A 21,566-nucleotide genomic window follows, 5' to 3' on the forward strand; every position below is an offset into this window, starting at 1 on the left:
TTTGCCCTGTGTCTTCAGCGTTGCAGGTCGAGGCAGGTCTTGCGGCGGGCGGGCAGCACGAAGGTCGCGCCTGCTTGGTATAGTTTGCTCACGTAGCCGGGATCATCGCTGCGTAGAATGAGCAAGCCGGGGGCGGTGCCGATGACCGCGATATTCGCGGGGATGCGGGTGCCTTTGGGGACCGCTGCCGTCTCGATCGTGCCGGTGAGCATGGCACCGAGGGCCAAGGCGACCCATGCGACGGCAAGAGTGACTATGATCAGGAACGGGCGCATCTAGTAGTCATATATGTGCTCCAGCCCGCTCAGCTTCAATGTGGGGGTGAGCGTATGCAGCTGGTCGACTTTCATCGCGACCAGCACGCGGGTTCGCTCGTAAAAGCCAACGCGGTTGGTGATGGAAAGCACGTTCAGATCGTCACGGAGCACAGGATTTGGGCGGGCGTCGAGGCTGATAAGAATGTCGTCATTGCCCGCGACTTCTACGATGCGGGCCTGACTGTAGTCGAAGAGGAGCTTTTCGACGAGTTTGGTGAAGGTGCGGTAGCGGGGGACTTCGGCGATGATGGTGCCGCCTTCGCCGGAGATGACAGTGATCTCGGGGTATGCCTTTAGGTCGTCGGGCGTGACGCCTTGGATGGCGATGCGCATGGTGAGCTTGTCCACACCCACCGCGCCTGCGGCCTTGGCGATGATGCGCGCGTAGGCGGCCTTGGCTTTCCATTCGATGCCGAGCGCTATGCGGCGCTCGTAGGAGCGGATGCCTTCGGTGGGGGCGGCCATGAGCTTGGCGTACCATGCGTCGAAGTCGTATTTGTACCACGGGATTTCTTGCAGGAAGGTGGCGTAGTCGGCGGCCATCGCCATCTCTACCTTGTCTTGCGGGGAGGTGTCGGAGGTCCAAGAGGCGATGCGCCCGATTGTTTCCTCGTAGGCGGCTTTGAACAGCATCTCCAGCGTGAAGCTGGCGCCGATGGTGTAGATCGTCAGCTTGGCGTCGGTGCCTGCCTTGCCCAACTCATCAGCCTTCTCGGTCAGGGCGCAGAGGGATGACCAGAAGCCGGTGACGGCTTTTGTGTAGGGGAAGTTATGCGGGTCGGCGCGTTTCAGGACCTCGGCATAGCCTTCATAGGCGTAGACGATATGCCATTCGGGGTAGGTGAGATAGGTCCGTGCCTCGGCCCGTTGCCACGTAGGGTCGGTGATATATCTGGCCTCGGCTTGTTCCAGCGGGGTGCCGCGGCACATGGTTTCGGTGTAGGCGATGGGTGCAGCGATCAGCAGGACCAGTGCGAGCATCCCAAGCCCTAGCCATTTGAGCAGGCGCTTCATTTGCGGCCGAAATAGGCGGCGGCGAGGGCGAAGCCGCCTAAGAACAGGTGCGGGATGTTGGCGGCGAGTTTGATCAGGAAACTGGGGTATTCATAGAACCCGTAGATCAGGATGCCCGCGTCCAGAAAGCCGGAGCCGGTGGCGAGGCCGAGCAGGCCGTCAGCAAAGTATAAAGCGCCGAAATAGGTCAGGAAAATGCGGCTGGCGCGGTGCGAGATTAATGCGGCGGCCAATGCCCACAAGGCCGATGCCACGTGCAGCAGGTCGTCGAACACATCCAGCGCGAAGATGCCGAAAGCGTAGGCTTGGTCATCGATGATGCCGGGGATGGGCAGGTAGTTTAGCGACGCCGCGATGAGCAGCGAGACGAAGTAGCCGAGTGTGATCAGGCGCAATGTGGTCATCGGGTTAACCCCTTGCCATGTAGGTGTCCCACATCGCGTGGCGGAACAGGTTGGTCGGGTCCATGGCGCGTTTCTTGGCCACGAAGGGGCGCAGACCGGGATAGGCCTTGATGATCTGGTCTTGGCGGGCATGAAGGCGGTAGGGCAGGTAGTAGCTGCCGCCGAGATCCAGGGTGCGGTCGATCAATTCCTGCGTCATGCGTTTCATGTCCTCCTCGCCGCGATGGGTTTTCTCCTGAGAGAACAGCATCACGCAGGCGATACGGTCGGCAGGAGCGTAGCTGAGCCAGCTTTCGCCATCCTGCGCCACGTAGCGGAGCGTGATGTTAAGCAGCTCTTGGTAGCTTGAGGGGATCACCTCGCGGCAGGCATGTATCCAGCCTGCGAATTTGTCGGGGGCGATGAAGTATTCGTGCAGGATGTCGGTGCGGGTGTCGTCGCGGTCGTCGAGCGTTATCACCGGCTCGTTCAGCAGCGTGTTGCGGGTGGTCTCCCCGCCGCCGATCCACGGGCCAAGGCCGGATTCGAACCACCAGCGCCGGTGCTTGGCGCTGTCGGAGCCGAGCTGCGCGCGGAAGACCGACCGCGCCGCTTTGGACATGAAACCGGATCCGGGGGCGGGGGGCAGGTCGCTTTGGTCCTGGGTGGGGCGGTAGGTGATCATCATCGCCCGTTCGAAAAAGCGGTCCTTGCTGACGTCGAGACGGCCATAGGCCATCTGCACGCCCGTCCCCCCCTTGACGGCTTGCACGAAGCGGGGGCCGAACAACTCGGCATCCATCTTCTCGAACGTTGGTTGCAGGCGGGAATTGGACACCATCCTGACGGTCATATCGGTGATCACGCCAAACAGTCCGTAGCCGCCCATTGCGGCGAAGAAGATGTCGGCATTCTCGTCGCGCGAGCAGTTGATATAGGACCCGTCGGCCAGCATCATGCGCAGACTGTCAACGGTGGAGCCCATGCCGGAAAAGGGCGTTGGCCAGCCATGGGCATTGACCGAAAACGTAGCGGCCACGCCAAAGTCGTTGTTGGACTGCATGACGGCGGGAGAGAACCCTTCCGCGTCCAGCTTTGCGATCACGGTGGACCAGCGGGTGCCTGCGCCGCAGCGATAGGTGAGCGCGGTTTTGTCCAGCTCGATCCAGTCGTGGTCCATGGTGATCGTGGTGCCAGCCACAGCCATGCTTTGCCCGCCCATCGAATGGCGCGCGGCGGAGGCGATGACGGGGCGACCCGCTTGTTTGGCATCGACCAGCTCGGCCCTGAGCGCGTCGATCTGCGGGGTCTCAAACCGGTCGGTAAGTGTGAGATGCTTGGCCACGCGCGTCGGTGACAATTCGGACGCGTCATTGAGGACAAGCGGATCATTCGAGACCCCACCAAGCAGACGACCGGACGGGTCGGGCGTGGTGTAATACTTGCGGGTTGCATATGCGCCAGCCAATGCGCCAGTGCCGAGCAGGAATGCGCGTCTTGTATTGCTCATCTGGTGTCCTCTGCCCCGTCTTCTGTTTCGACCCCGTCATTGGAATTTCCGCGGAGTTTGTAACGGTTAACGGCAGATTAAGCAGATTCTATCTGTTTGGCAAAAGATGCGTTGCGACCCGCTGGCGTTCTAGGAGGCTTTAGCGAGCGCCTCGGCGCGTAGGAATACAGGGCGGTCCGGCGTGGACTGGTCGGGCTGGTAGGTGTAGCCACCTGTGTCGAAGTCGCGGATTTGTTCCGGCTTGGTCAGGCGGTTCTGGATGATGAACCGCGCCATCGCGCCACGGGCCTGCTTGGCAAAGAAGCTGACGATCTTGGGGCCGCCGGGTTTGTCTTCGTAGAACTGGGGCGTGACGACGTTCAGCGACAAGGCGTCGGGCTTAACCGCGCCGAAATATTCCTGGCTGGCGCAGTTGATCAGCGTGTCGGTTTGCACCTCTTGCGCCTGCTGGTTCAGAGCCTTGCTGATGGTGTCGCCCCAGTAGTCGTAGAGGGACTTGCCGCGCTGCGTTTTTAGGCGGCTGCCCATTTCCAGGCGGTAGGGCTGGATCGCGTCGAGGGGCTTGAGCAGGCCGTAGAGGCCGGACAGGATGCGCAGGTGGTTTTGGGCGAAGGTGACTTCTTCGGCGTCGAGGCTTTTGGCCTCAAGACCCGTATAGGTGTCGCCCGCGAAGATATACATCGCGGGGCGGGCATTGTCTGGCGTGCTGGCGTCGGCGAAATTGCGGAAGCGGTCGCGGTTCAGCTTGGCGAGGTTTTCGGAGATGTGCATCAGCTTGCGTAGGTCGTTCACGGACAGGTCGCGGGCCACGCTTGCCAACTCGTTCGCTTGGGTCTGGAATTCGGGCTGTGTCGGGGTCACGTCGACCTCGGACATATCCAGTTTCTTGGCGGGGGAAATGACGGTCAGCATGGGCGGTCTCCTTTGAGGCCTAATGTAGGGGGCTGGGCCGCAGCCTCAAGAGGCGCGGAGCACATTGAGGAAGGCCTCGCCGAAACGCTCGGCGCGGCGGTCGCCCAAAAGGCGGGCCATGGAGTTGGTATCGCTTGGTTTGACCTCTGCCACCTTGGCGATCAGGGACGCGGAGCAGCTGAGCGGTTTGTCATAGCCCTCGGGGCCGCGTGAGAGGTTGGCTTGTGCCTCCAGCAGCTGATCGTAAAGCGCACCGCTGTCGCGGCCTGCCAGCTTGCGGCGGGTCGGATGCAGTTCCGGCGCGGGGGCGCCGTTGATGACTTCGAGGAAGGCCGCGCCGAAGCTTTCGAGCTTCTTGGCACCGACGCCGGAGATGCGGGCGAAGGCGTCCAGATCGGCGGGGCGGGTTTCGGCCATCTCTATCAGGGTCTTGTCGTTGAAGATCACGTAGGCGGGGACCCGCGCGGCCTCGGCGAAGGCGCGGCGTTTGGCCTTGAGGGCGGAGAGCAGCGGCGCGTCCTCGTCGGAGACCAGCGTTTTGACGGCGGGGCGGTTTGCGCCCTTCTTGATGGTGTCGCGTCGCAGCGTGATCGTGGCCTCGTCGCGCAGGATGGGGCGGGCGGCTTCGGTCATGCGGAAGGCCCCGTGGCGGGACGGGTCGGGGCGGATCAGGTCGCGGCCCATCATCTGGCGGAACACGGCCTGCCAGCCGCGTTTGTCGTATTCGCCTCCAATCCCGAAGGTCGGCAGTTGGTCATGGCCACGGGCCTGCACCTTGTCGGTGGAGTTGCCCAAGAGGATGTCGATCAGGTGGCCTGCGCCGAAATATTCACCGGTGCGCAGGATTGCCGACAGGGCCTTGCGCACCGCGACGGTGCCGTCGAACGTGTCGGGGGGCTTGTCGCACAGGTCGCAGTTGCCGCAGGTGATATCGGTGTCGCCGAAATATTCCAGCAGGGGTTTGCGGCGGCATTCAAGCGCCTCGGCCAGTCCCAGCAGCGCGTTCAGGCGGGCGTGGTCGGCGGCTTTGCGGTCGTCGGGGGCTAACCCCTCGTCGATCTGCTGGCGGCGGAAGCGGATGTCGTCGGGGCCGTAAAGCGTCAGCGTGTCGGCAGGGGTACCGTCGCGGCCTGCGCGGCCGATTTCCTGATAATAACCTTCGATGGATTTTGGCAGGTCTGCATGGGCGACCCAGCGAATGTCGGGTTTGTCGACACCCATCCCGAAAGCGATGGTGGCGACGACGATCAGGCCGTCTTCTTGGGAGAACCTACGCTCCACTTCGCGGCGGTCATCCTTGTCCATGCCGCCGTGATAATGGCAGGCGGAATGGCCTGCCTCGCGCAGGGCTTGGGCCAGCGTTTCGGTTTTGGCGCGGGTGCCGCAATAGACGATGCCCGCCTGATCGCGGTGGGCGGCGGCGAAGTCGAGGATCTGGCGGCGGGGGCCGTCCTTGACCTCGAACGCGAGGTTCAGGTTGGGGCGGTCGAAGCCTTGCATGAAAGTTTCGGGCTGCACCCCGTCGAACAGGCGGGTGACGATTTCCTCGCGGGTTTCCGCGTCGGCGGTGGCGGTGAAGGCGGCCAGCGGCACGTTTAGCGCACGGCGCAACTCGCCGATGCGCAGGTAGTCGGGGCGGAAATCGTGGCCCCATTGGCTGACGCAATGCGCCTCGTCCACGGCGATCATGGTGCAGTTCGCGCGGCCCAGCATGTCGCGGGTGCCGCTGGAGGCGAGGCGTTCGGGGGCGATGTAGAGCAGTTTCAGAGTGCCTGCGTGCAGCGCGTCTAAGACCGTGTCGGTCTCTTCCTCGGTGTTGCCGGAGGTGAGCGCACCGGCCTGCACACCCGCCGCCCGCATGGCGCGGACCTGATCGCGCATCAGTGCAATGAGCGGAGAGATCACAACGGTAAGCCCGTCGCGGGCAAGGGCGGGCAGTTGGAAGCATAGCGACTTGCCGCCGCCTGTCGGCATGATGGCCAGCGTGTTTTTCCCTGCGCAAACGGCATCCACAATGTCGCGTTGACCGGGACGGAAGGCGTCGAATCCGAATATATCGGCCAGCAGCGTTTGCGGGTCTTGCATGGGGGTTTCGCCTGTTTTTGTCATTTGCTCGATTTTGGCCGAAACTCCCATATTTTACTTGTGCAAACAATCCCTGTGACCACTACATCTAGAAGAAGTTTTTGCGAATGACTTGCAATAAGCGTATCTCTGCTTACATATTTGCTGCGATGCAGCTAAAGCTTCGCCAACCGATCTTGCAAAAGGAGGTCTTAAGATGACCTTTCTAAAAACTACAACTTTCGCCCTTATCACCATGGCAAGCGCCTCGACGGCCTTCGCACAGGACGTGACACTGCGTTTCCAGCACTTCGTGTCCCCCAAATCGGCGAACCCAACGTATTTCATGCAGCCATGGGCGGACAAGATCGAGAAGGACTCGGGTGGCCGCATCAAGGTGGAACTTTACCCGTTCATGCAGTTGGGCGGCAAAGCCCCGAACCAGTATGACCTGATCCGCGACGGCGCGGTGGATGGCGGCTGGGTGATCCCCGGCTACCAGCCCGGTCGCTTCCCCGAGGCGGAGGCCATGGAGCTGCCCTTCATGACCACCAAATCCGGCGAGGCCGCATCTGTGGCCGCGTGGAAATTTACACAAAAATACCTGATGGACGACTTCAAAGACGTCCACCTGATAGCGGCCCACATGCACGGGCCGGGGATCGTGCACAAGAAAGGCCCGTCGATCAAAACGGTCGAGGATTTCAAAGGCCTGAAGCTGCGCGGCCCGTCGCGCCCTGCGACGCTGCTTTTGAACAAGATGGGGGCCACGCCTATCGGCATGCCGGTTCCGGCCTTCCCCGAGGCGCTGTCAAAAGGTGTCGTGGATGGTGGCGTGATCACGTGGGAAATGTCGCCCTCTCTGAAGCTGGACGAATTGACCGACAGCCACACCGATGTGGCGGGGGATCAGGCGCTCTATAACCTTTATTTCATCTGGGCGATGAACAAGGACAGATACGACAGCCTGCCCGCTGATTTGAAGGCAATAATTGACGCCAATTCCGGCGAGTTTGCTTCCGCTTGGGCTGGTCGGGCCCATGACGAGGGCGACGTGGTTGGCAAGCAGGTGATGACTGCTGACGGCAACGAAATCGGGGTTCTGTCCGAGGAAGAAACCGCCCGCATCATGGCGCTGGGCGAGGAAGTCACCGCCGAGTGGATTGTTGAGGCGACCGAAAAAGGCCTTGATGGCGCAGCGCTTGTTGAAGACGCCAAAGCGTTTGTTGCTGAAGGTCGGTAATTACCTGAGTAACCAGTAATATACCCAGCCGCTCCGAATTTCGGGGCGGCTTTTTCATTAGTCATTGCGAATGTCGATGGATTTGAACAAGCCTTCAGTGTCCGTCGCGCGATGCCGTGAAAGCAGCGGTTGTGCCACGATGCCACCAAAGCGCGCCTCGGTAAGGTACACGTCGCGATTCAGAATGTAGCAGTAAAGACCACGGCAGGTTGTCCAATCATCGGTCCCGATATACCGCCATTGGAAGCCTCCCGACATGCTGACATTGGTGCATTCCACTTGTCGCCCGCTACCATTGGTCGCTTGTTCGCAGCAATCGGAGCAAAAGTGCCAAGCGTAGCGCGGGAAGCTTTTTCGGGCGACACCACAACCCGGGCAGAAATGATCGGGGGTGTCGGTCATGCCGACAATCCGGATGATGCGACCGGTGTCATGCGGGTTCCATAAACGTGATGTTGGTGGAGCCGTATTTTTTGCTCTCCAGCAGCGCGAAACCCTCGGGGGCGGCTTGCGGGCTGTCCTCTTCCCAGACAATCAGCGCGTCGTCGGCAATCCAGCCCTGCGCCTTGGCGCAGATGAGCGCTGCGGGTCCAAGCGCTTTGCCATAGGGCGGGTCCAGAAACACCAGATCGAAGGGCTTGTAGGGGTTCGCGGGCAGGCGGGTGGCGTCCCATGTGAGGGCGTTGGTGACCTCGCCCGCGCGCAGTTTGGCGATGTTCTTGCTCAGGATCTTGTAGCCCGAGCGGCCCTTTTCGATAAAGCAGACCTGCGCGGCCCCGCGAGACAAAGCCTCCAACCCAAGCGCGCCGGTGCCTGCGAACAGGTCCAGCACCCGCGCATCGGTGAGGGGGTCGCCAAAGCGGCCACCCGCCAGCACATTGAACAGGCTTTCGCGGATGCGGTCGGTGGTGGGACGCAGGTGGCCCGCCTCGTCGCCTTTGCCCACAGGCGTCAGTGCGACGGAGCGGTGGGTGCCGCCGATGATCCTCACCTGAGCAGCGCCTTCATGTCCGTGTCAGGGTCGCTGACCAAATCCGCCGAGGGGCTTTTGCCCGCCTCTATCAGACGCTTGCCGATCATGTAGCTGCGCGGATCGTTCATCGCGTCGACCGCGAGCAGTTTGTCGCCTTTGTAATACCAGTAGGACACTGCATCATCGATGTGGCGCACGGCGATTTTGTCGTAGCCGGTGTTCAGCCCCGCGATCTGCAATTTGACGTCGTATTGGTCGGACCAGAACCACGGCATCGGCAAATAGTCCTTGCCCGCGCCCATGATGTTCTCGGCCACCAGTTCTGCCTGGTCGATGGCGTTCTGCACCGATTCCAGCCGTATGCGCCCGCCTTGCCACGGGAAGGAGGCGCAGTCGCCCGCAGCCCAGATATCGGGGTCGGAGGTGCGGCCATGGGTGTCCGTTTCGATGCCATTATTGATGGTCAGACCAGCGTCTGCCGCAAGTGCGTCACCCGGTGTGATGCCGACGCCGACGATCACCATATCTACATCGATATGGCTGCCATCGGTCAGCTTTGCACCGCTGACATGGGACTCGCCCAACAAGCGGTCCAGCCCGACGCCTTCGCGGATATCGACGCCATGTGCTTCGTGCAGCTTGCGGAAGTAGCCGGAGGTTTCGGGGGCCGCGACCCGTTGCAGGATGCGGTCGGCCATTTCGATCACGGTGACCTTCAGCCCCATCTTGGAGGCCACCGCGGCCGCTTCCAGCCCGATATATCCGCCACCGACGATCAAGGCGCGTTTGCCGGGGGCCATTTCGGCGCCCATGGCGTCCACATCATCCAGGCTGCGCACGACATGTACGCCGTGCAAAGCACCGCCAATGCTGGCGGGCAGGTGGCGCGGGTTGGAGCCGGTGGTCAGCGCGAGTTGGTCGTAGTTCAGCGTCTCCCCCGCGACGGTGACTGTCTTGGCCGCGCGGTCTATGGCCGTCACAGGCGCGCCAAGGCGTAGGGTAATATTCTGATCCGCATAGAATTGCTCGGGGCGCAGGAACAGGCGTTCTTTCTCCATTTCACCCAGCAGATAGGCCTTGGACAATGGCGGGCGCTGGTAGGGTGGCACGGTTTCGGTCCCGATCAGCGTGATGTCCCCGTCAAAGCCTGAGTTGCGCAACTTGGCGGTCAGGGATGATCCGGCCTGCCCCGCCCCGATCACGATAATATGGCTCATGCAGACTGCCTTTTTCTGGTCTAGCGTTCGGTAAGAACCTATATGCATGGGTAACCAGAACTCAATCAGGGAAATCGACATGGCTATTTCTACCGGCGACACACTGCCCGACGTAAATCTTATCCGCCTCGGAGCCGAGGGGCCCGAAGCGGTTTCCCTGTCCAGCCTGACCAAAGGCCGCAAGGTCGTGATCTTTGCGGTGCCGGGGGCCTATACGCCGACCTGTCATTCCGCCCACGTCCCCAGCTTCATCCGCACCAAGGGTGAATTCGACGCCAAGGGCGTGGACGAGATCATCTGCGTGTCGGTCAACGACCCGTTCGTGATGAAGGCATGGGGCGAGGCGACCGGCGCCACCGAGGCGGGCCTGACTATGCTGTCGGACGCAGGGTCCGAATTCACAAAGGCCATCGGCATGGATTTCGACGCTCCGCCCGCGGGCCTGATCGCCCGCTCCAAACGCTACGCGATGTATGCGGATGACGGCGTGGTGAAAGTCCTGCAAGCCGAGGAAAACCCCGGCCAGTGTGAAGTGTCGGGCGGCGAAGCACTGCTGGCGAGTTTGTAAGGGGCGAAGGCCCTGACAAGCGGGCGGCGACGGTCCGTTGGGATAAAGGCGATTTCATGGTACGATCTGTTCATTCAATTGTGAAAGAGATCATTCCATGCCCAATAAAACACCAGTTGCCGCCTCGCGGTTCTCGATCTCGGTCGATGGAGTCGAGGTTGCGAGTTTCTCCGAATTGCAGGGGATATCGACCAAGGTTGATGTCACTCCGAGAACAACGCCCCGCAAGCTTCTCGCCCATGAGCTGACCCACGCTGTACAGAAAACAGTCGGCTACGGCCCTGTCGCGGTGCGGGTCAAGACCGCAGATATCGGCAAATCTGCCGCTCAGAAACTGCGGAGCGCTGTCGGACGCATGCTGATCCTGACCGCGACCAACGCTCGCGGCGGTGTCGCATCACGCTTTCGGGGCAGGCTTATTGCCCCCGAACGCTCGGCAAATGCCGAGACAGTCACCATTGTCTGCGATCATCTGCAACGGGTGGCAGTCTGAGCGAGGTTGGTGAACAGGCGCTGGACCGACTGGCGGGCGGATGCCTATGCGGCAAGGTCCGGTTTGTAGCTTCGGGGCGCCCGTACCGCGTCGGGATCTGTCATTGCCTTGATTGCCGAAAACACCACGGAGCGTTGTTCTATGCGGCAGCGGTGTTTCCGCAGGCCGCGGTTCAAATTCATGGTGAGACACGAGAGTACGAGCAAAGGTTCTTCTGCCCCCAATGTGGCTCATCCGTCTTCGCGCGCAGTGCCGACGAGGTTGAATTGCATTTGGGGGCGCTTGATGCGCCGGACCAGTTGAGGCCCACCTATGAATGCTGGACCGTTCGCCGTGAGGCATGGTTACCGCAGTTTCCGGAATTGGCGCGATATGAACGCGGCCGGAGCAGGCCAGAGAGACGTGAAGAGTAGGCCCCGCGAAATCACGGGACCTTCTTTCGTCAGGACGCCTGACTGACAATCGTGCGGGTTGGAAACGGGATGTCGATATCCGCCTCGTCCAGCGCCTCTTTGACCTTGCGGGTCATGTCTGTCTTGAAGGCCAGATAATCCGTCCGGTCGCACCAGACGCGTACCAGAAAATCGACGGAGCTGCCGCCGAGGTTGTTGACCTGAATGAACGGTTCGGGGTCCGTGCGGGCGCGCTCGTCGGCCATGATGGTGTCGCGGATGACTTGTTCGGCCTTCGCCAGATTGACGCCGTAACCGACGCCAAATGTCCATTCCGCGCGGCGGGTCGGGTAGACGGAGTAGTTGGTGATCGTGTTGCCCCAGACTTCGGAGTTCGGAACAATCACCTGCGTATTCGACAGCGATGCCATCTCAACAAAGTTCAGGGTGACATCCTTTACCGTGCCGCTCTTGTCGTTGATCTCGACGAAGTCGCCCACCTTGATCGGGCGGAACAGGATGAGCATCACGCCCGCCGCAACATTGGACAGGGTGCCTTGCAAGGCCAAACCAATCGCCAAGCCAGCAGCACCGATTGCCGCAACCATGGAGGTGGTCTGGATTCCGAACGTGTTCAGCACGAACAGGATCGCGAAGGCCATCACCACATAGCGGGCGATGTTCGACAGAAAATTGAACAGGGTGTCGTCCAGCTTGGCGTGGTTCTCGCCAATCGAGCGTATGCGGCGACTGATCCAGCCTGACACCAGCAATGCAATCACCAGAATGGCGATTGCGCTGGCGATACTGCCAACGATGGAGACCATCATGTCGAGGGTGAGATAATCGGCAATGCTTTTGCCGTTCCAGATTTCGGTCTTCAGTAATTCTTCCACTTAACTCTCTCGCAGTCGGTCCATAATCCGAGCCAGCTTCACATCCAGCGGGGAAAGGCCGTCGACGTCATGGGTGATCAAGGTGACCGCCACTTTGTTGTAGACATTGGACCACTCGGGGTGGTGGTTCAGCTTTTCCGCATGGATGGCGGCTCGGGACACAAACCCGAATGCATCGATAAAGTTCCGAAATTTATAGGTTTTTGTGATGGCGTCGCGATCGGGATGCGTTTCCCACCCGTTTTGCAACAGCTCCTGAAGATCGGTTTCGCGTGCGTCGTCGCTGAGGGCGTCGGTCATGGGTCCACCTTTTGATCAGATTTCTTGAACGGGCCGTATTCGGTCATGATCTCGATATCCTCGTCGATGGCGGTCCGTTCTGCATCAAGAAACTGCTGGACCGCGTCGCGGAAGCCTTCATCGGCAATCCAGTGCAGCGAATGGGTGGCGACAGGCAGATACCCCCGTGCCAGTTTGTGTGCGCCTTGCGCGCCGGCCTCAACGCGGGTCAACCCGTGGGTAATCGCCCAGTCGATAGCCTGATAATAGCACAGCTCGAAATGCAGGCAGGGGTGGTCCTCTAGGCAGCCCCAGTAGCGGCCATAGAGGGTGTCGCGCCCAATGAAGTTCAGCGCGCCCGCGATGAACTGCCCGTCACGTTCCGCCAGCAGCAAAACCATGTCGTCGCGCAGGTTCGCTTGCGCCTCGTCGAAGAACGCGCGGGTGAGGTAGGGTGTCCCCCATTTGCGCGCGCCGGTGTCTTGGTAGAACAGCCAGAAGGCGTCCCAATGTTCAGGCTGGATCTGGTCGCCGGTCAGGGCATGGATGGTGCCGCCGAACTTCGCGGCCTGTGCGCGTTCGCGGCGGATGTTTTTGCGCTTACGCGCCGACAGCGAGGCAAGGAAATCGTCGAAGGTCTTGTACCCGCCCGACACCCAGTGGAACTGCTGGCTGAGCCTTGGCATCAGACCCATTTGCGTACCTGCATCGGCCTCGTCCTCAGTGCAAAACGTGATGTGCAGGGAGGAGACGTGGTTTTGTGACGCCAGTTGCACAGCACCTTGCACCAGCGCAGATTGCGCTACTGCCTCGAATTCGGGCTTCACCAACAGCCTGCGCCCTGTGGCGGGGGTATGCGGAACGGCCATTTGCAGCTTGGGGTAGTAGTTTCCGCCTGCGCGCTCGAAGGCATGCGCCCAGTTGTGGTCGAAGATGTATTCGCCCTGCGAATGGTTTTTGGCGTAAAGCGGCGCTGCGCCGATCAGTGTGCCGTTCTGGCGGGCGAGCAGGTATTGCGGCTGCCACCCCGTGCCAGCGCCAACAGAGCCGGAGCGTTCCAGAGCCAGCAGAAACCGATGCGTTGTAAATGGATCGACGAGGCGGCCATCTGCGGCCTCCGGGCAAGCACAGGCGTCCCAGTCGGCGGCATCAATCTGCGTGAGGCTCGCGATGACGCTGATCTCTATCTGCGTCTCCGCCTTATCATCGGTCCCGTCATGCATGACTGAAAGATGGGCCTTCAAGATGCAGGGTCAAGCGGGGATGAACCCCTCGAAGGTGATGTTTTGCGCGAATTTCAATGCTTCATCCGCCTGCGCTTGGCTTTTGATCGTCCAGCAGAGGATTTGAGCGCCTTGTGACTTCAGCTCCGCCACGCGTGGGCGGGTGAGGTCTGGCGCTTCATGAGAGATAAAGGACGCCGTGCTCCATTCGTAGTCAGGAATTTCGCGCAAATGGTCGCAAACCTTGGTTGAAAGGGGTGCCCAGTCGGACGGTTTGTAGGCGCTTGTGACCAATCCGCGGGGGCGGTTGGGGCTAAGCTCGGACATCATCTTTGTGGAGTGCGGGTTGAAAGACATGACCGCTGCGTCGCCTTGGTAGGTGCTCAGGGCGTCGGCCACAGCGCGTTCCAAAGGGCCGATATTTGGACCCATGGAACCGTCCTGATCCTTCAACTCGATAAGCAGCGGGACGCGACCGGCGACAAGTTCCAGCACGGCTTGCAGGTCAAAGATCGTGTCGTCACTGTCGCTGAGCGTCATGCCCCGCACGGTTTCCGCCGTGCGGGTCTGGATAGGCCCGCCCTTGCCGGTCAGGCGGGCCATGTCGTAATCATGGAACACCATGGCTTGCCCATCGAAAGACAATTGCACGTCCAGCTCGATCCCGTAGCCCGCGTCGATGGCGGCCTTGAAGGCCGACATGGAGTTTTCGATCACGCCCTTGGAGCGGTCGTGCAACCCCCGATGTGTGATCGGACGGGCAAAGAACGCGGCGGGCAGGGTCATGTATTGATCTGGAAAATGCCTTCGATCTCGACGGCGACATTGAAGGGCAACGCGCCGGCACTGACGGCAGAACGGGCGTGTTTGCCAGCGTCACCCAAGGCTTCAACAAGGAAATCCGACGCGCCGTTGATAACCTTCGGCTGCTCGGTGAAATCGGGCGTGGAGTTCACGAAGCCGGTCAGTTTCACAACACGCACCAGGCGGCTGAGGTCACCGCCGCAGGCGGCTTTCAGTTGCGCCAGAAGCGAGATTGCGCAGGTGCGGGCGGCTGCGGCACCTTGCTGGGCGGTCAGGTCTGCACCGATTTTTCCGGTGATGAACCCGTCGTCGTTCTGGCTGATCTGGCCGGAGATATACACTGTGTCGCCGACAATAACGCTCGGCACATAATTGGCGGCGGGGGCTGGGGCGTCGGGCAGGGTGACGCCAAGTTCGGCAAGGCGGGTTTCGTAATGTGACATGGTGATCTCCATTCAGGTTTCGCGGAAGGCGCGATTGAAGTAATCGGTAAAAGGTTTCAGCAGATATGTCATCGGTGATCTGTCGGCGGTGCGGATGAATCCGTCCACAGGCATACCCGGCACAAGGTCCACATCGCCCAAGCGGTCGATCTCGCCTTCTTTCAAAGTCATCTCGACACGGTAGAAGCTACGGCCCGTTGCCTCGTCGCGGAATGCGTCGCCAGAGATGGACGAGACGGTGCCGAATACCTCCGGCGTGGTGCGGGCGTCAAAGGTGGCAAAGCGTAGGGTGACGTCTTGCCCCAGATAGACCTCATCCACATGGATCGGCTCAATCTCACCGGTGATCACCATCGGGCGGTCTTGCGGTACGATAAACATCAGCGCTTCGGCGGGTTTGATAACCGCGCGTTCTGCAAATACCGTGAGGCCGAAAATCAGCCCTGAAACCGGTGCTGTAATATCAAGTCGCGACAGGCGTTCCTGCAACGACAGGCGTTGTTCGCGCAGTTCAAATTCGCGGTATTGCAGGTCACGCAGTTGGGTGATCGCCTCTTCCTTGCGCTGGGTGGCAAGGCGCAGGATTTCAAGGTCGATCTCGGTGATGCGGCCTTCGTTTTCGGCGGCGGAGGCGGTCAGTTCACCTACCGTCCCACGCAGCCGCGCATCTTCACGACGCAGCGCCAATACGCGGCTGGATTGTGCCAACCCTTTTTCGAGCAGGTCTTGCTGGGTCAGCAGTTCTTCTTGCAGCAAGTCGAGCTGCGTCTCCAGCGCTTGTTGCTGCGCGCGGACGCCGTCCACCTGATTGTCGATTTGAGCCTTGCGTTTTTCAAGCTGCTCGATCGCTTGGTTCGCCGAAGACACGCGCGTCTCGAACAGCAGTTGTTGCCCGTCGATCAGTTCCAGAAGTTGCGGGCGGCGTTGCGCGGCGTCCAGAAGCAGCGGGTCAAACGTGATCTTATCTGTTTCGTCACGTTCAGCCTTCAACCGGCCATTCCTCGCGAGGATTTCAAACAGCTGACCTTCGACGATCAGCAGTTCGGAGCGCAGTCGCGTGTCGTCCAGCTTGACCAGTAGATCGCCTTTTTTGACGCGATCCCCTTCTCGCACCGGCACCGCTGCGACCACACCGCCATCGGGATGTTGTAGCACCTGACGGTTCTGGTCGACCTCGATGCGCCCCGGCGCGATAATTGCGCCAGAGATGTTGGCTTCGACAGCCCACAGGCCAAACCCGCCCAGTAAGACCACCAAAGCCAGCAGGCCTATGCTGACGGGGGTGCGGGCGGACCATTTGTTCGCGCCACTCATGACACACCTCCTGGACCGGGTTTTTTGGCAATGGTCTCATGGTTTGCAACCGTGCCCCGCAGAACTTCGTCGCGGGGGCCGAAGGCGCGGCGCTGGCCTTGTTCTAGAACCATCAAAAGCTCGCATTCAGAGATGGCGGACGGGCGATGGGCCATGATGATGATCGACCCGCCGTCCGCCTTCATTGCGCGGATGGCAGTGTTTAGGGCCAGCGACCCGTTATTGTCGAGGTTGGAGTTCGGCTCGTCCAGGACCAGCAAAACCGGCTCCCCGAACAGCGCTCGCGCCAGCCCGATCCGCTGCAACTCGCCGCCTGACATCCGCCCGCGCGTGGCCGAGATATGCGTGTCGTAACCGTTTGGTTGGCGCAGGATCAGATCATGGGCGTCCGCCTTTTGCGCGGCCTTGATGATTGCCTCAGGATCGGCGTTGGCCTGCAGCCGCGCGATATTTTCGCCGATCGTGCCGTCAAACAGGGTCACTTTCTGCGGCAGATATCCAATATGGCTTCCCAATGTGTCAGGGTCGTATTGGTCCAGCGCGGCCCCCCCAAGGCGGATTTTGCCACCCGCGGTCGGCCAGATGCCCGTCAGCGCCTTGGCCAGCGTGGATTTGCCCGCGCCGGACGGCCCGATCACGCCCATGGCCTGACCGGCTGGCAGTTCAAACGACACCATGCGCAATGTGGCCTGCTTTTCGCCCGGTGGAATAACGGTGATCTGTTCGCCGCGCAGATGCGCCTCGGGGCGCGGCAGCGGGGTGCGGGGCGGCAGAACCGCGACTTCGGATAGCAACGCCTTGAGACTGTCCCATCCCATCAAAGCGCGTTGCACCAAGGCCCATTGCCCGATTGCCATTTCGATCGGCGCAAGTGCGCGACCCAATAGGATAGAGCCCGCGATCATTGCGCCCGCCGTCATTTCATTTTGCAGGACCAGATAGGCACCAAGGCCAAGCATTGCAGACTGCAAGAACAGCCGTAGCGTCTTTGTGGTGGCGCTGATCGCGCCCGCGCGGTCGGCTTTCAGGATGGACTTTTGCAAGGATTCCGACCGGAACTTTTGCCAGCGGTCAAAGCTGGCCCCACGCATCCCAAGGCCTGCGATGACTTCGGTTTCTTCCATGATTTCGTCGGATAACCGGTTCGCCTGAAGGCCGGATATTCCGGCTTCCAGTTGCGGCTGGCGGGTAGTGCGCTGGTTGACCAATGTCAGGATCACCAGAAGCGTGCCACCGGCGACGGCCAGATATCCCAACCAGGGGTGAAAGATGAAAATGGCGGCAACGAAGAACGGCGTCCAAGGCATGTCGAACAAGGCCAGCAATGCCGGCGATGACAGCAGGGTCTGCACCGATTCCAAATCGCGCAAGCCGGTGTTGTTGTCACCCGATTGCGGGGCAAGATTGGACTTGCGCTGCATCGCGGAAAAGACACGGCGGTCGAGTTTGTCCTGAAAACGCGCGCCGATCCGTGATAGGATGCGTCCGCGGGCATAATCCAATATGCCCATCATAGCGTAAAGGAACACCACAAGTATTGAGAGGGCGACGAGTGTTTCCTCGGAGCGGGAGCCGAGGACACGGTCATAGACCTGCAGCATGTAAAGCGGGCCAGTTAACATCAGGAGGTTAACAAAAATGCTGAAAATGAAGGCCGCGACGAATAACGGGCGGCTTTCGCGGCGTGCGGCGGTCAGTTCAGCCCGGCCAAGGTGATTTTGCTCTCTTCTCATGCGAGAGTTTTAACCCCATTTTTACTGTCTCGCGCCAGTGCATTGTGAAATCGGCGGCAGGATTGTGCCTTTCAATCCTCTATCGACAAAAGATTGAAGGGTCGTGACTTGAACATCTGGAACTTTGCAACATCGTCTCATATAGCGCGATACTTGGACTTTAAGACGACCCTGATGGGGGGCAAGATGACAAAATTTGCACATGTACTGCTGAAGCGCGTTGCTGTCGTGTTGGTGGCTGCGGCTGTTGCCGGTTGCACCGCTGCGCCTATTGGTGTCGGCATTGACGATCCGATTGAACAGCAAAACCGTGACACCCACGCGGCGAACCGTGCTTTGGATAAAGCCTTGGTGCGTCCTGCGTCGAACGGCTACGGTTCCGCCGTGCCATCTCCGGTGCGCACGGGTGTGTCGAACTTTGCTTCAAACCTGAACCTGCCGGGGCAGGTGCTCAACAACCTGCTGCAATTCCGCATTGAGAATGCAGGCCACAACACCTTCCGTTTCCTTATGAATACGACGTTCGGGTTCGGTGGTTTGCTGGATGTGGCGACAGAGGCCGGTTTGGAAAACAGACGCACAGATTTCGGCGAGACGCTGCATGTCTGGGGCGCGCCTGAGGGGGCGTATCTCGAACTTCCGCTCATTGGTCCCTCGACCGAGCGTCATGCCGCTGGCCGTGTTGTCGACATTCTGATGAACCCGCTGAATTTTGCGGTCGAAGGCCCGCTGCGAAGCGCAGGGACCGGGGCCAGCGTGGCCGCACGGTTTGGTGATCGCTACCGCTATTCAGATTTGGTAGACTCTGTTCTATATGAAAGCGAAGACAGCTACGCACAGGCGCGGCTTCTGTATCTGCAAAACCGGCGCTTCAAGCTTTCGGGCGGGGCGCAGCCGGACTATATTGATCCCTATGAGGCCGTCTATGGTAATGAATAACCTCTTTTCCCGTCGCGCGTTTGTCGCCAGCCTTGCTGCGTTGACGCTTCCTCTTCCTGCTTTCGCGATTTCCGGCCCTGCTGCCGAAAAGCTTGTCGAGAACGCGGTCGGCGACATCAATAAAATCATCGCTTCGGGCAAGTCCGGGAATGCGATGCTGCGTGATTTCGAACGTGTCTTCGAGCGTTACGCCGATGTGAACATCATCGCGCTGACAACGCTTGGTCCAGCGCGTCGTAGCGCCAGCAAGGCCGAAGTGTCAGCCTTTGTGTCGGCCTTCAAGGGCTACTTCACCCGCAAATACGGCAAGCGTTTCAACGAGTTCGTTGGTGGCCAGATCATCGTCGAAGGCTCCCGCGCTTCCAAAAGCAACGTGGAGGTTCAGTCCACCGCAAAGCTGCGCGGCTCTGCACCGTTCAAGGTAACTTGGCTGGTGTCCGATAAATCCGGCAGCCCGAAAATCTTCAACATCATCATTGAAGGTGTGAACACGCTGACCTCCGAGCGGGCCGAAATCGGTGCCATGCTTGACAAGCGGCGCGGCGATATTGGCGCTTTGACTGCCGACCTTAAAAAGCTGGGCTAATTCCCGCCTAACAGCTTCCCGAGCAGATTGCCCACGTCGCGGATGATCTGCTCGGTGACATTTTCCAGATTTTGCTGACCCTGATTGCTGCGACCGTTTCCGCGTGGTCGCTGTGCCACTTGTGGTTGCTGCACGGGTTCTGGCCGCGTGACTCGGGGCGGGTTGGCGGGGCGGATCATCGGTAGCGGTTCCGCCGGAAGGCCGTCCGTTACGCGCACCATGGTCTCTTTCCAGATCTCCGCCGGCAATCCTCCGCCGGTCACGCCTTTCAGCGGGGTGTTGTCGTCATACCCCATCCAGACACCGACCACATACTGCGCGGTGAAGCCGATGAACCAAGCATCCTTTGCAGCACTTGTGGTGCCGGTCTTGCCCGCCACTTCGCGGTCGCCCAGTTTGGCGCGGCGCCCCGTGCCGTCATTGACGACGCGGTACATCATATAAGTCAGCTGTTGTGCGGCGCTCTCGGTGATAACCCGCTCGCCGTAGCCGCCGCCTTGGCCGAACAGCGCGTTCTGGTCACCCTTCAGGCGCAGCTCGCGGATGCCGTAGGGCGACACTGCACGGCCGCCGTTCAGGATGCCCGCATAAGCCCCCGTCATCTCCAGCAACGTGCTTTCAGACGCACCAAGCGCCAGCGCGGGGCCGGCGGCCAACTCATTGTCGATGCCGAACCTTTCGGCCACATCGCGCACGTTGTCACGGCCCACGGCTTCTGACACTTTCACGGCCACGGTGTTAATGGACTGCGCCAGCGCATCGGTCAGCGTCATTTCGCCTTTGAAGTTGCGGGTGTAGTTCTTCGGCGTGTAGGGGCCCGAGCCGGGGACGTTGATAGTGAAGGGTTCATCCACCACGATGCTGTCATACTGGAAGCCCAAATCCATCGCGGCGGCATAAACGAATGGCTTGAACGCCGATCCGGTTTGCCGCTTGGCCTGCACCGCGCGGTTGAACGCGCCAGAGACCTTGGCCTGACGTCCACCCACCATGGCGCGCACTGCGCCATCGGCGGACATGACCACAATTGCGGCCTGCGCCTCGGAGCCTTCGCGCACCTTTTCTTCGAAGATGTAATCCAGAGCGTCTTCCGCGGCTTTTTGCAGACGCGTGTCGAATGTCGAGCGGATCATAACGTCTTCGGTCGTATCGTTCGCCAGAAAGTCGGGCGCGGTGTCCATCACCCAATCCACGAAATAGCCACCCGCCCGCGCTTGCGCGGCTTTGGACAGGGTCGCAGGGGCGGCATTTGCCGCGGCCTCGTCAGAGGAGGTAATATAGCCCTGCTCACGCATCAGTTTCAAAACTGTCGCCGCGCGGTCTTGGGCGCGTTGCAGGTTGTTGGTCGGCGCATAGGTGGACGGGGCTTTCAGCAAGCCCGCCAGCATTGCGGCTTCCGGCACGCTGACCTTGGCGGCGTGTTTGCCGAAGTAGATTTGCGATGCGGCCTCGAACCCGCGTGCGCCGCTGCCCAGATAGGCGCGGTTCAGGTAGACCGACAGGATGTCGTTCTTCGAATACTTGGCTTCCATCGCCAAGGCATAAAGCGCTTCCTTGCCCTTGCGGGCCAATGTGGTGCGGCGGCAGTCGGATTCGTAGTCGGTTTCGTTCTTCCACTTGGTGGGGTCAAACTTCACACCAAGGCACAACAGCTTGGCCGTTTGCTGCGTCAGGGTAGAGCCGCCGTTGCCTTTCCACGGCTTGCGCCCCTCGCGCATGTTGATGCGCATCGCCGATGCGATACCACGGGGCGAGATGCCCAGATGCCAGTAGAACCGCTTGTCCTCGGTCGCGACCACGGCGTTTTTCAACGCTGGGGCTACGGATTCCGCGCGGACCGCACCGCCGAAATTGTCACCGCGCCATGCGAAAACCACGTTCTCGCGGTCCAGCACTGTGACCGAACCACGGGTCCGCCCGTCCAGTAGTTCCTCCACAGGGGGCAGTTGCGCGTAAGTATAGGCCACGGCAGCCGCCAGCAGGATCGCGGCGACGGCGGTGATCCGCCATGTCAGACGCCAGATCAGCCGGAAGGTCCAGACAAACGGGAACAAAATCCACCCGATCACGCCTCGCTTCTTGGGCGCGGCCTTGCGCTTGGTCACGCGAGGCTTCGGCTTGGCCTTGGGTTTCGGCTTCGCTGCGGGCGCCTTGGAATAGCGCTTTTCTGCCACCAGAGGGGGCTTTTTACGTCCGGAATTGCTCATGTACCTGCGCTTCAAGGCTACTTTTTGTTCGGGTCAATATAGGGCGGCTTGTCGCA

23 protein-coding genes are annotated in these 21,566 nt (G+C 60.5%); 6 read left to right on the forward strand and 17 right to left on the reverse strand.

From position 1 onward, the window contains the following. Positions 1 to 14: 14 nt before the first annotated feature. The 6 genes from BDE40_RS12365 to recQ form a co-directional block, all read right to left on the reverse strand. On the reverse strand, positions 15 to 275 hold the full coding sequence (locus tag BDE40_RS12365) for a hypothetical protein (protein ID WP_134014955.1): 261 nt from the start codon (positions 273 to 275) through the stop codon (positions 15 to 17). Next, positions 276 to 1,331, reverse strand: coding sequence for a hypothetical protein (locus BDE40_RS12370; protein ID WP_134014957.1), 1,056 nt, complete (start codon positions 1,329 to 1,331; stop codon positions 276 to 278). After that, positions 1,328 to 1,735: a hypothetical protein gene (locus BDE40_RS12375; protein WP_134014959.1), complete on the reverse strand. Its 408-nt coding sequence runs from the start codon at positions 1,733 to 1,735 to the stop codon at positions 1,328 to 1,330. The genes BDE40_RS12370 and BDE40_RS12375 overlap by 4 nt, the downstream gene beginning before the upstream one ends. Positions 1,736 to 1,739: 4 nt before the next feature. Next, positions 1,740 to 3,224, reverse strand: coding sequence for an FAD-binding oxidoreductase (locus BDE40_RS12380; RefSeq protein WP_134014961.1), 1,485 nt, complete (start codon positions 3,222 to 3,224; stop codon positions 1,740 to 1,742). Positions 3,225 to 3,353: 129 nt separating this feature from the next. After that, the gene (gene yaaA / locus BDE40_RS12385) at positions 3,354 to 4,136 is read right to left on the reverse strand and encodes a peroxide stress protein YaaA (RefSeq protein ID WP_134014962.1); all 783 of its coding nucleotides are present in this window, start codon (positions 4,134 to 4,136) and stop codon (positions 3,354 to 3,356) included. Between the two features lie 45 nt (positions 4,137 to 4,181). Beyond that, positions 4,182 to 6,221: a DNA helicase RecQ gene (gene recQ, locus BDE40_RS12390; protein WP_134015953.1), complete on the reverse strand. Its 2,040-nt coding sequence runs from the start codon at positions 6,219 to 6,221 to the stop codon at positions 4,182 to 4,184. 196 nt (positions 6,222 to 6,417) lie between these two features. Here recQ and BDE40_RS12395 point away from each other — a divergent pair, with 196 nt between their 5' ends. Next, on the forward strand, positions 6,418 to 7,443 hold the full coding sequence (locus BDE40_RS12395) for a TRAP transporter substrate-binding protein (RefSeq protein ID WP_134014964.1): 1,026 nt from the start codon (positions 6,418 to 6,420) through the stop codon (positions 7,441 to 7,443). A 57-nt stretch (positions 7,444 to 7,500) separates the two neighbouring features. Here BDE40_RS12395 and BDE40_RS12400 read toward each other — a convergent pair whose 3' ends face one another. From BDE40_RS12400 to BDE40_RS12410, 3 genes are read right to left on the reverse strand one after another with little or no spacing between them, the layout of a single operon-like run. Further along, the gene (locus BDE40_RS12400; RefSeq protein ID WP_134014966.1) at positions 7,501 to 7,845 is read right to left on the reverse strand and encodes an ADP-ribosylglycohydrolase; all 345 of its coding nucleotides are present in this window, start codon (positions 7,843 to 7,845) and stop codon (positions 7,501 to 7,503) included. A gap of 28 nt (positions 7,846 to 7,873) precedes the next feature. Then, positions 7,874 to 8,434, reverse strand: a complete 561-nt coding sequence (gene rsmD, locus BDE40_RS12405) for a 16S rRNA (guanine(966)-N(2))-methyltransferase RsmD (RefSeq protein ID WP_134014968.1) — start codon at positions 8,432 to 8,434, stop codon at positions 7,874 to 7,876. Continuing rightward, on the reverse strand, positions 8,431 to 9,633 hold the full coding sequence (locus BDE40_RS12410; RefSeq protein ID WP_134014970.1) for an NAD(P)/FAD-dependent oxidoreductase: 1,203 nt from the start codon (positions 9,631 to 9,633) through the stop codon (positions 8,431 to 8,433). Before BDE40_RS12410 ends, rsmD begins: the two co-directional genes overlap by 4 nt. 79 nt (positions 9,634 to 9,712) lie before the next feature. Here BDE40_RS12410 and BDE40_RS12415 point away from each other — a divergent pair, with 79 nt between their 5' ends. The 3 genes from BDE40_RS12415 (at position 9,713) to BDE40_RS12425 (ending at position 11,107) form a co-directional block, all read left to right on the forward strand. Beyond that, positions 9,713 to 10,201: a peroxiredoxin gene (locus BDE40_RS12415; RefSeq protein ID WP_134014972.1), complete on the forward strand. Its 489-nt coding sequence runs from the start codon at positions 9,713 to 9,715 to the stop codon at positions 10,199 to 10,201. Between the two features lie 97 nt (positions 10,202 to 10,298). Further along, positions 10,299 to 10,694, forward strand: a complete 396-nt coding sequence (locus BDE40_RS12420) for a hypothetical protein (RefSeq protein ID WP_134014974.1) — start codon at positions 10,299 to 10,301, stop codon at positions 10,692 to 10,694. A 20-nt stretch (positions 10,695 to 10,714) separates the two neighbouring features. Beyond that, entirely contained in the window at positions 10,715 to 11,107 is a 393-nt protein-coding gene (locus BDE40_RS12425) for a GFA family protein (protein ID WP_134015955.1), read from the forward strand. Positions 11,108 to 11,136: 29 nt separating this feature from the next. On the opposite strand, the gene BDE40_RS12430 is transcribed toward BDE40_RS12425, so the two are convergent. Genes BDE40_RS12430 through BDE40_RS12460 form a run of 7 tightly spaced genes read right to left on the reverse strand, consistent with a single transcriptional unit; the run spans position 11,137 to position 17,778 of the window. Continuing rightward, entirely contained in the window at positions 11,137 to 11,982 is an 846-nt protein-coding gene (locus BDE40_RS12430) for a mechanosensitive ion channel family protein (protein ID WP_246030449.1), read from the reverse strand. Further along, positions 11,983 to 12,282, reverse strand: a complete 300-nt coding sequence (locus BDE40_RS12435; RefSeq protein ID WP_134014976.1) for a 4a-hydroxytetrahydrobiopterin dehydratase — start codon at positions 12,280 to 12,282, stop codon at positions 11,983 to 11,985. It abuts the gene before it with no gap. Continuing rightward, entirely contained in the window at positions 12,279 to 13,484 is a 1,206-nt protein-coding gene (locus BDE40_RS12440; RefSeq protein WP_134014978.1) for a GNAT family N-acetyltransferase, read from the reverse strand. Before BDE40_RS12440 ends, BDE40_RS12435 begins: the two co-directional genes overlap by 4 nt. 30 nt (positions 13,485 to 13,514) lie before the next feature. Next, complete coding sequence (locus BDE40_RS12445) at positions 13,515 to 14,270, reverse strand: glycerophosphodiester phosphodiesterase family protein (protein ID WP_134014980.1); 756 nt, start codon at positions 14,268 to 14,270, stop codon at positions 13,515 to 13,517. Further along, the gene (locus BDE40_RS12450) at positions 14,267 to 14,731 is read right to left on the reverse strand and encodes a RidA family protein (RefSeq protein WP_134014982.1); all 465 of its coding nucleotides are present in this window, start codon (positions 14,729 to 14,731) and stop codon (positions 14,267 to 14,269) included. The genes BDE40_RS12445 and BDE40_RS12450 overlap by 4 nt, the downstream gene beginning before the upstream one ends. A gap of 12 nt (positions 14,732 to 14,743) precedes the next feature. Beyond that, positions 14,744 to 16,045, reverse strand: coding sequence for an HlyD family type I secretion periplasmic adaptor subunit (locus tag BDE40_RS12455; protein ID WP_134014984.1), 1,302 nt, complete (start codon positions 16,043 to 16,045; stop codon positions 14,744 to 14,746). Further along, positions 16,042 to 17,778: a type I secretion system permease/ATPase gene (locus BDE40_RS12460; RefSeq protein WP_134014986.1), complete on the reverse strand. Its 1,737-nt coding sequence runs from the start codon at positions 17,776 to 17,778 to the stop codon at positions 16,042 to 16,044. The genes BDE40_RS12455 and BDE40_RS12460 overlap by 4 nt, the downstream gene beginning before the upstream one ends. 186 nt (positions 17,779 to 17,964) lie before the next feature. Here BDE40_RS12460 and BDE40_RS12465 point away from each other — a divergent pair, with 186 nt between their 5' ends. Continuing rightward, positions 17,965 to 18,717: an MlaA family lipoprotein gene (locus tag BDE40_RS12465; RefSeq protein WP_134014988.1), complete on the forward strand. Its 753-nt coding sequence runs from the start codon at positions 17,965 to 17,967 to the stop codon at positions 18,715 to 18,717. Next, the gene (locus tag BDE40_RS12470) at positions 18,710 to 19,303 is read left to right on the forward strand and encodes an MlaC/ttg2D family ABC transporter substrate-binding protein (protein WP_134014990.1); all 594 of its coding nucleotides are present in this window, start codon (positions 18,710 to 18,712) and stop codon (positions 19,301 to 19,303) included. The genes BDE40_RS12465 and BDE40_RS12470 overlap by 8 nt, the downstream gene beginning before the upstream one ends. Here the strand turns inward: BDE40_RS12470 and BDE40_RS12475 are convergent. Next, positions 19,300 to 21,510, reverse strand: coding sequence for a transglycosylase domain-containing protein (locus BDE40_RS12475; protein ID WP_134014992.1), 2,211 nt, complete (start codon positions 21,508 to 21,510; stop codon positions 19,300 to 19,302). The two genes, BDE40_RS12470 and BDE40_RS12475, sit on opposite strands and share 4 nt — an antisense overlap. Positions 21,511 to 21,566 lie beyond the last annotated feature (56 nt).

The sequence above is a fragment of the Litoreibacter halocynthiae genome, from assembly GCF_004365635.1.
Classification (GTDB): Bacteria; Pseudomonadota; Alphaproteobacteria; order Rhodobacterales; family Rhodobacteraceae; genus Litoreibacter; species Litoreibacter halocynthiae.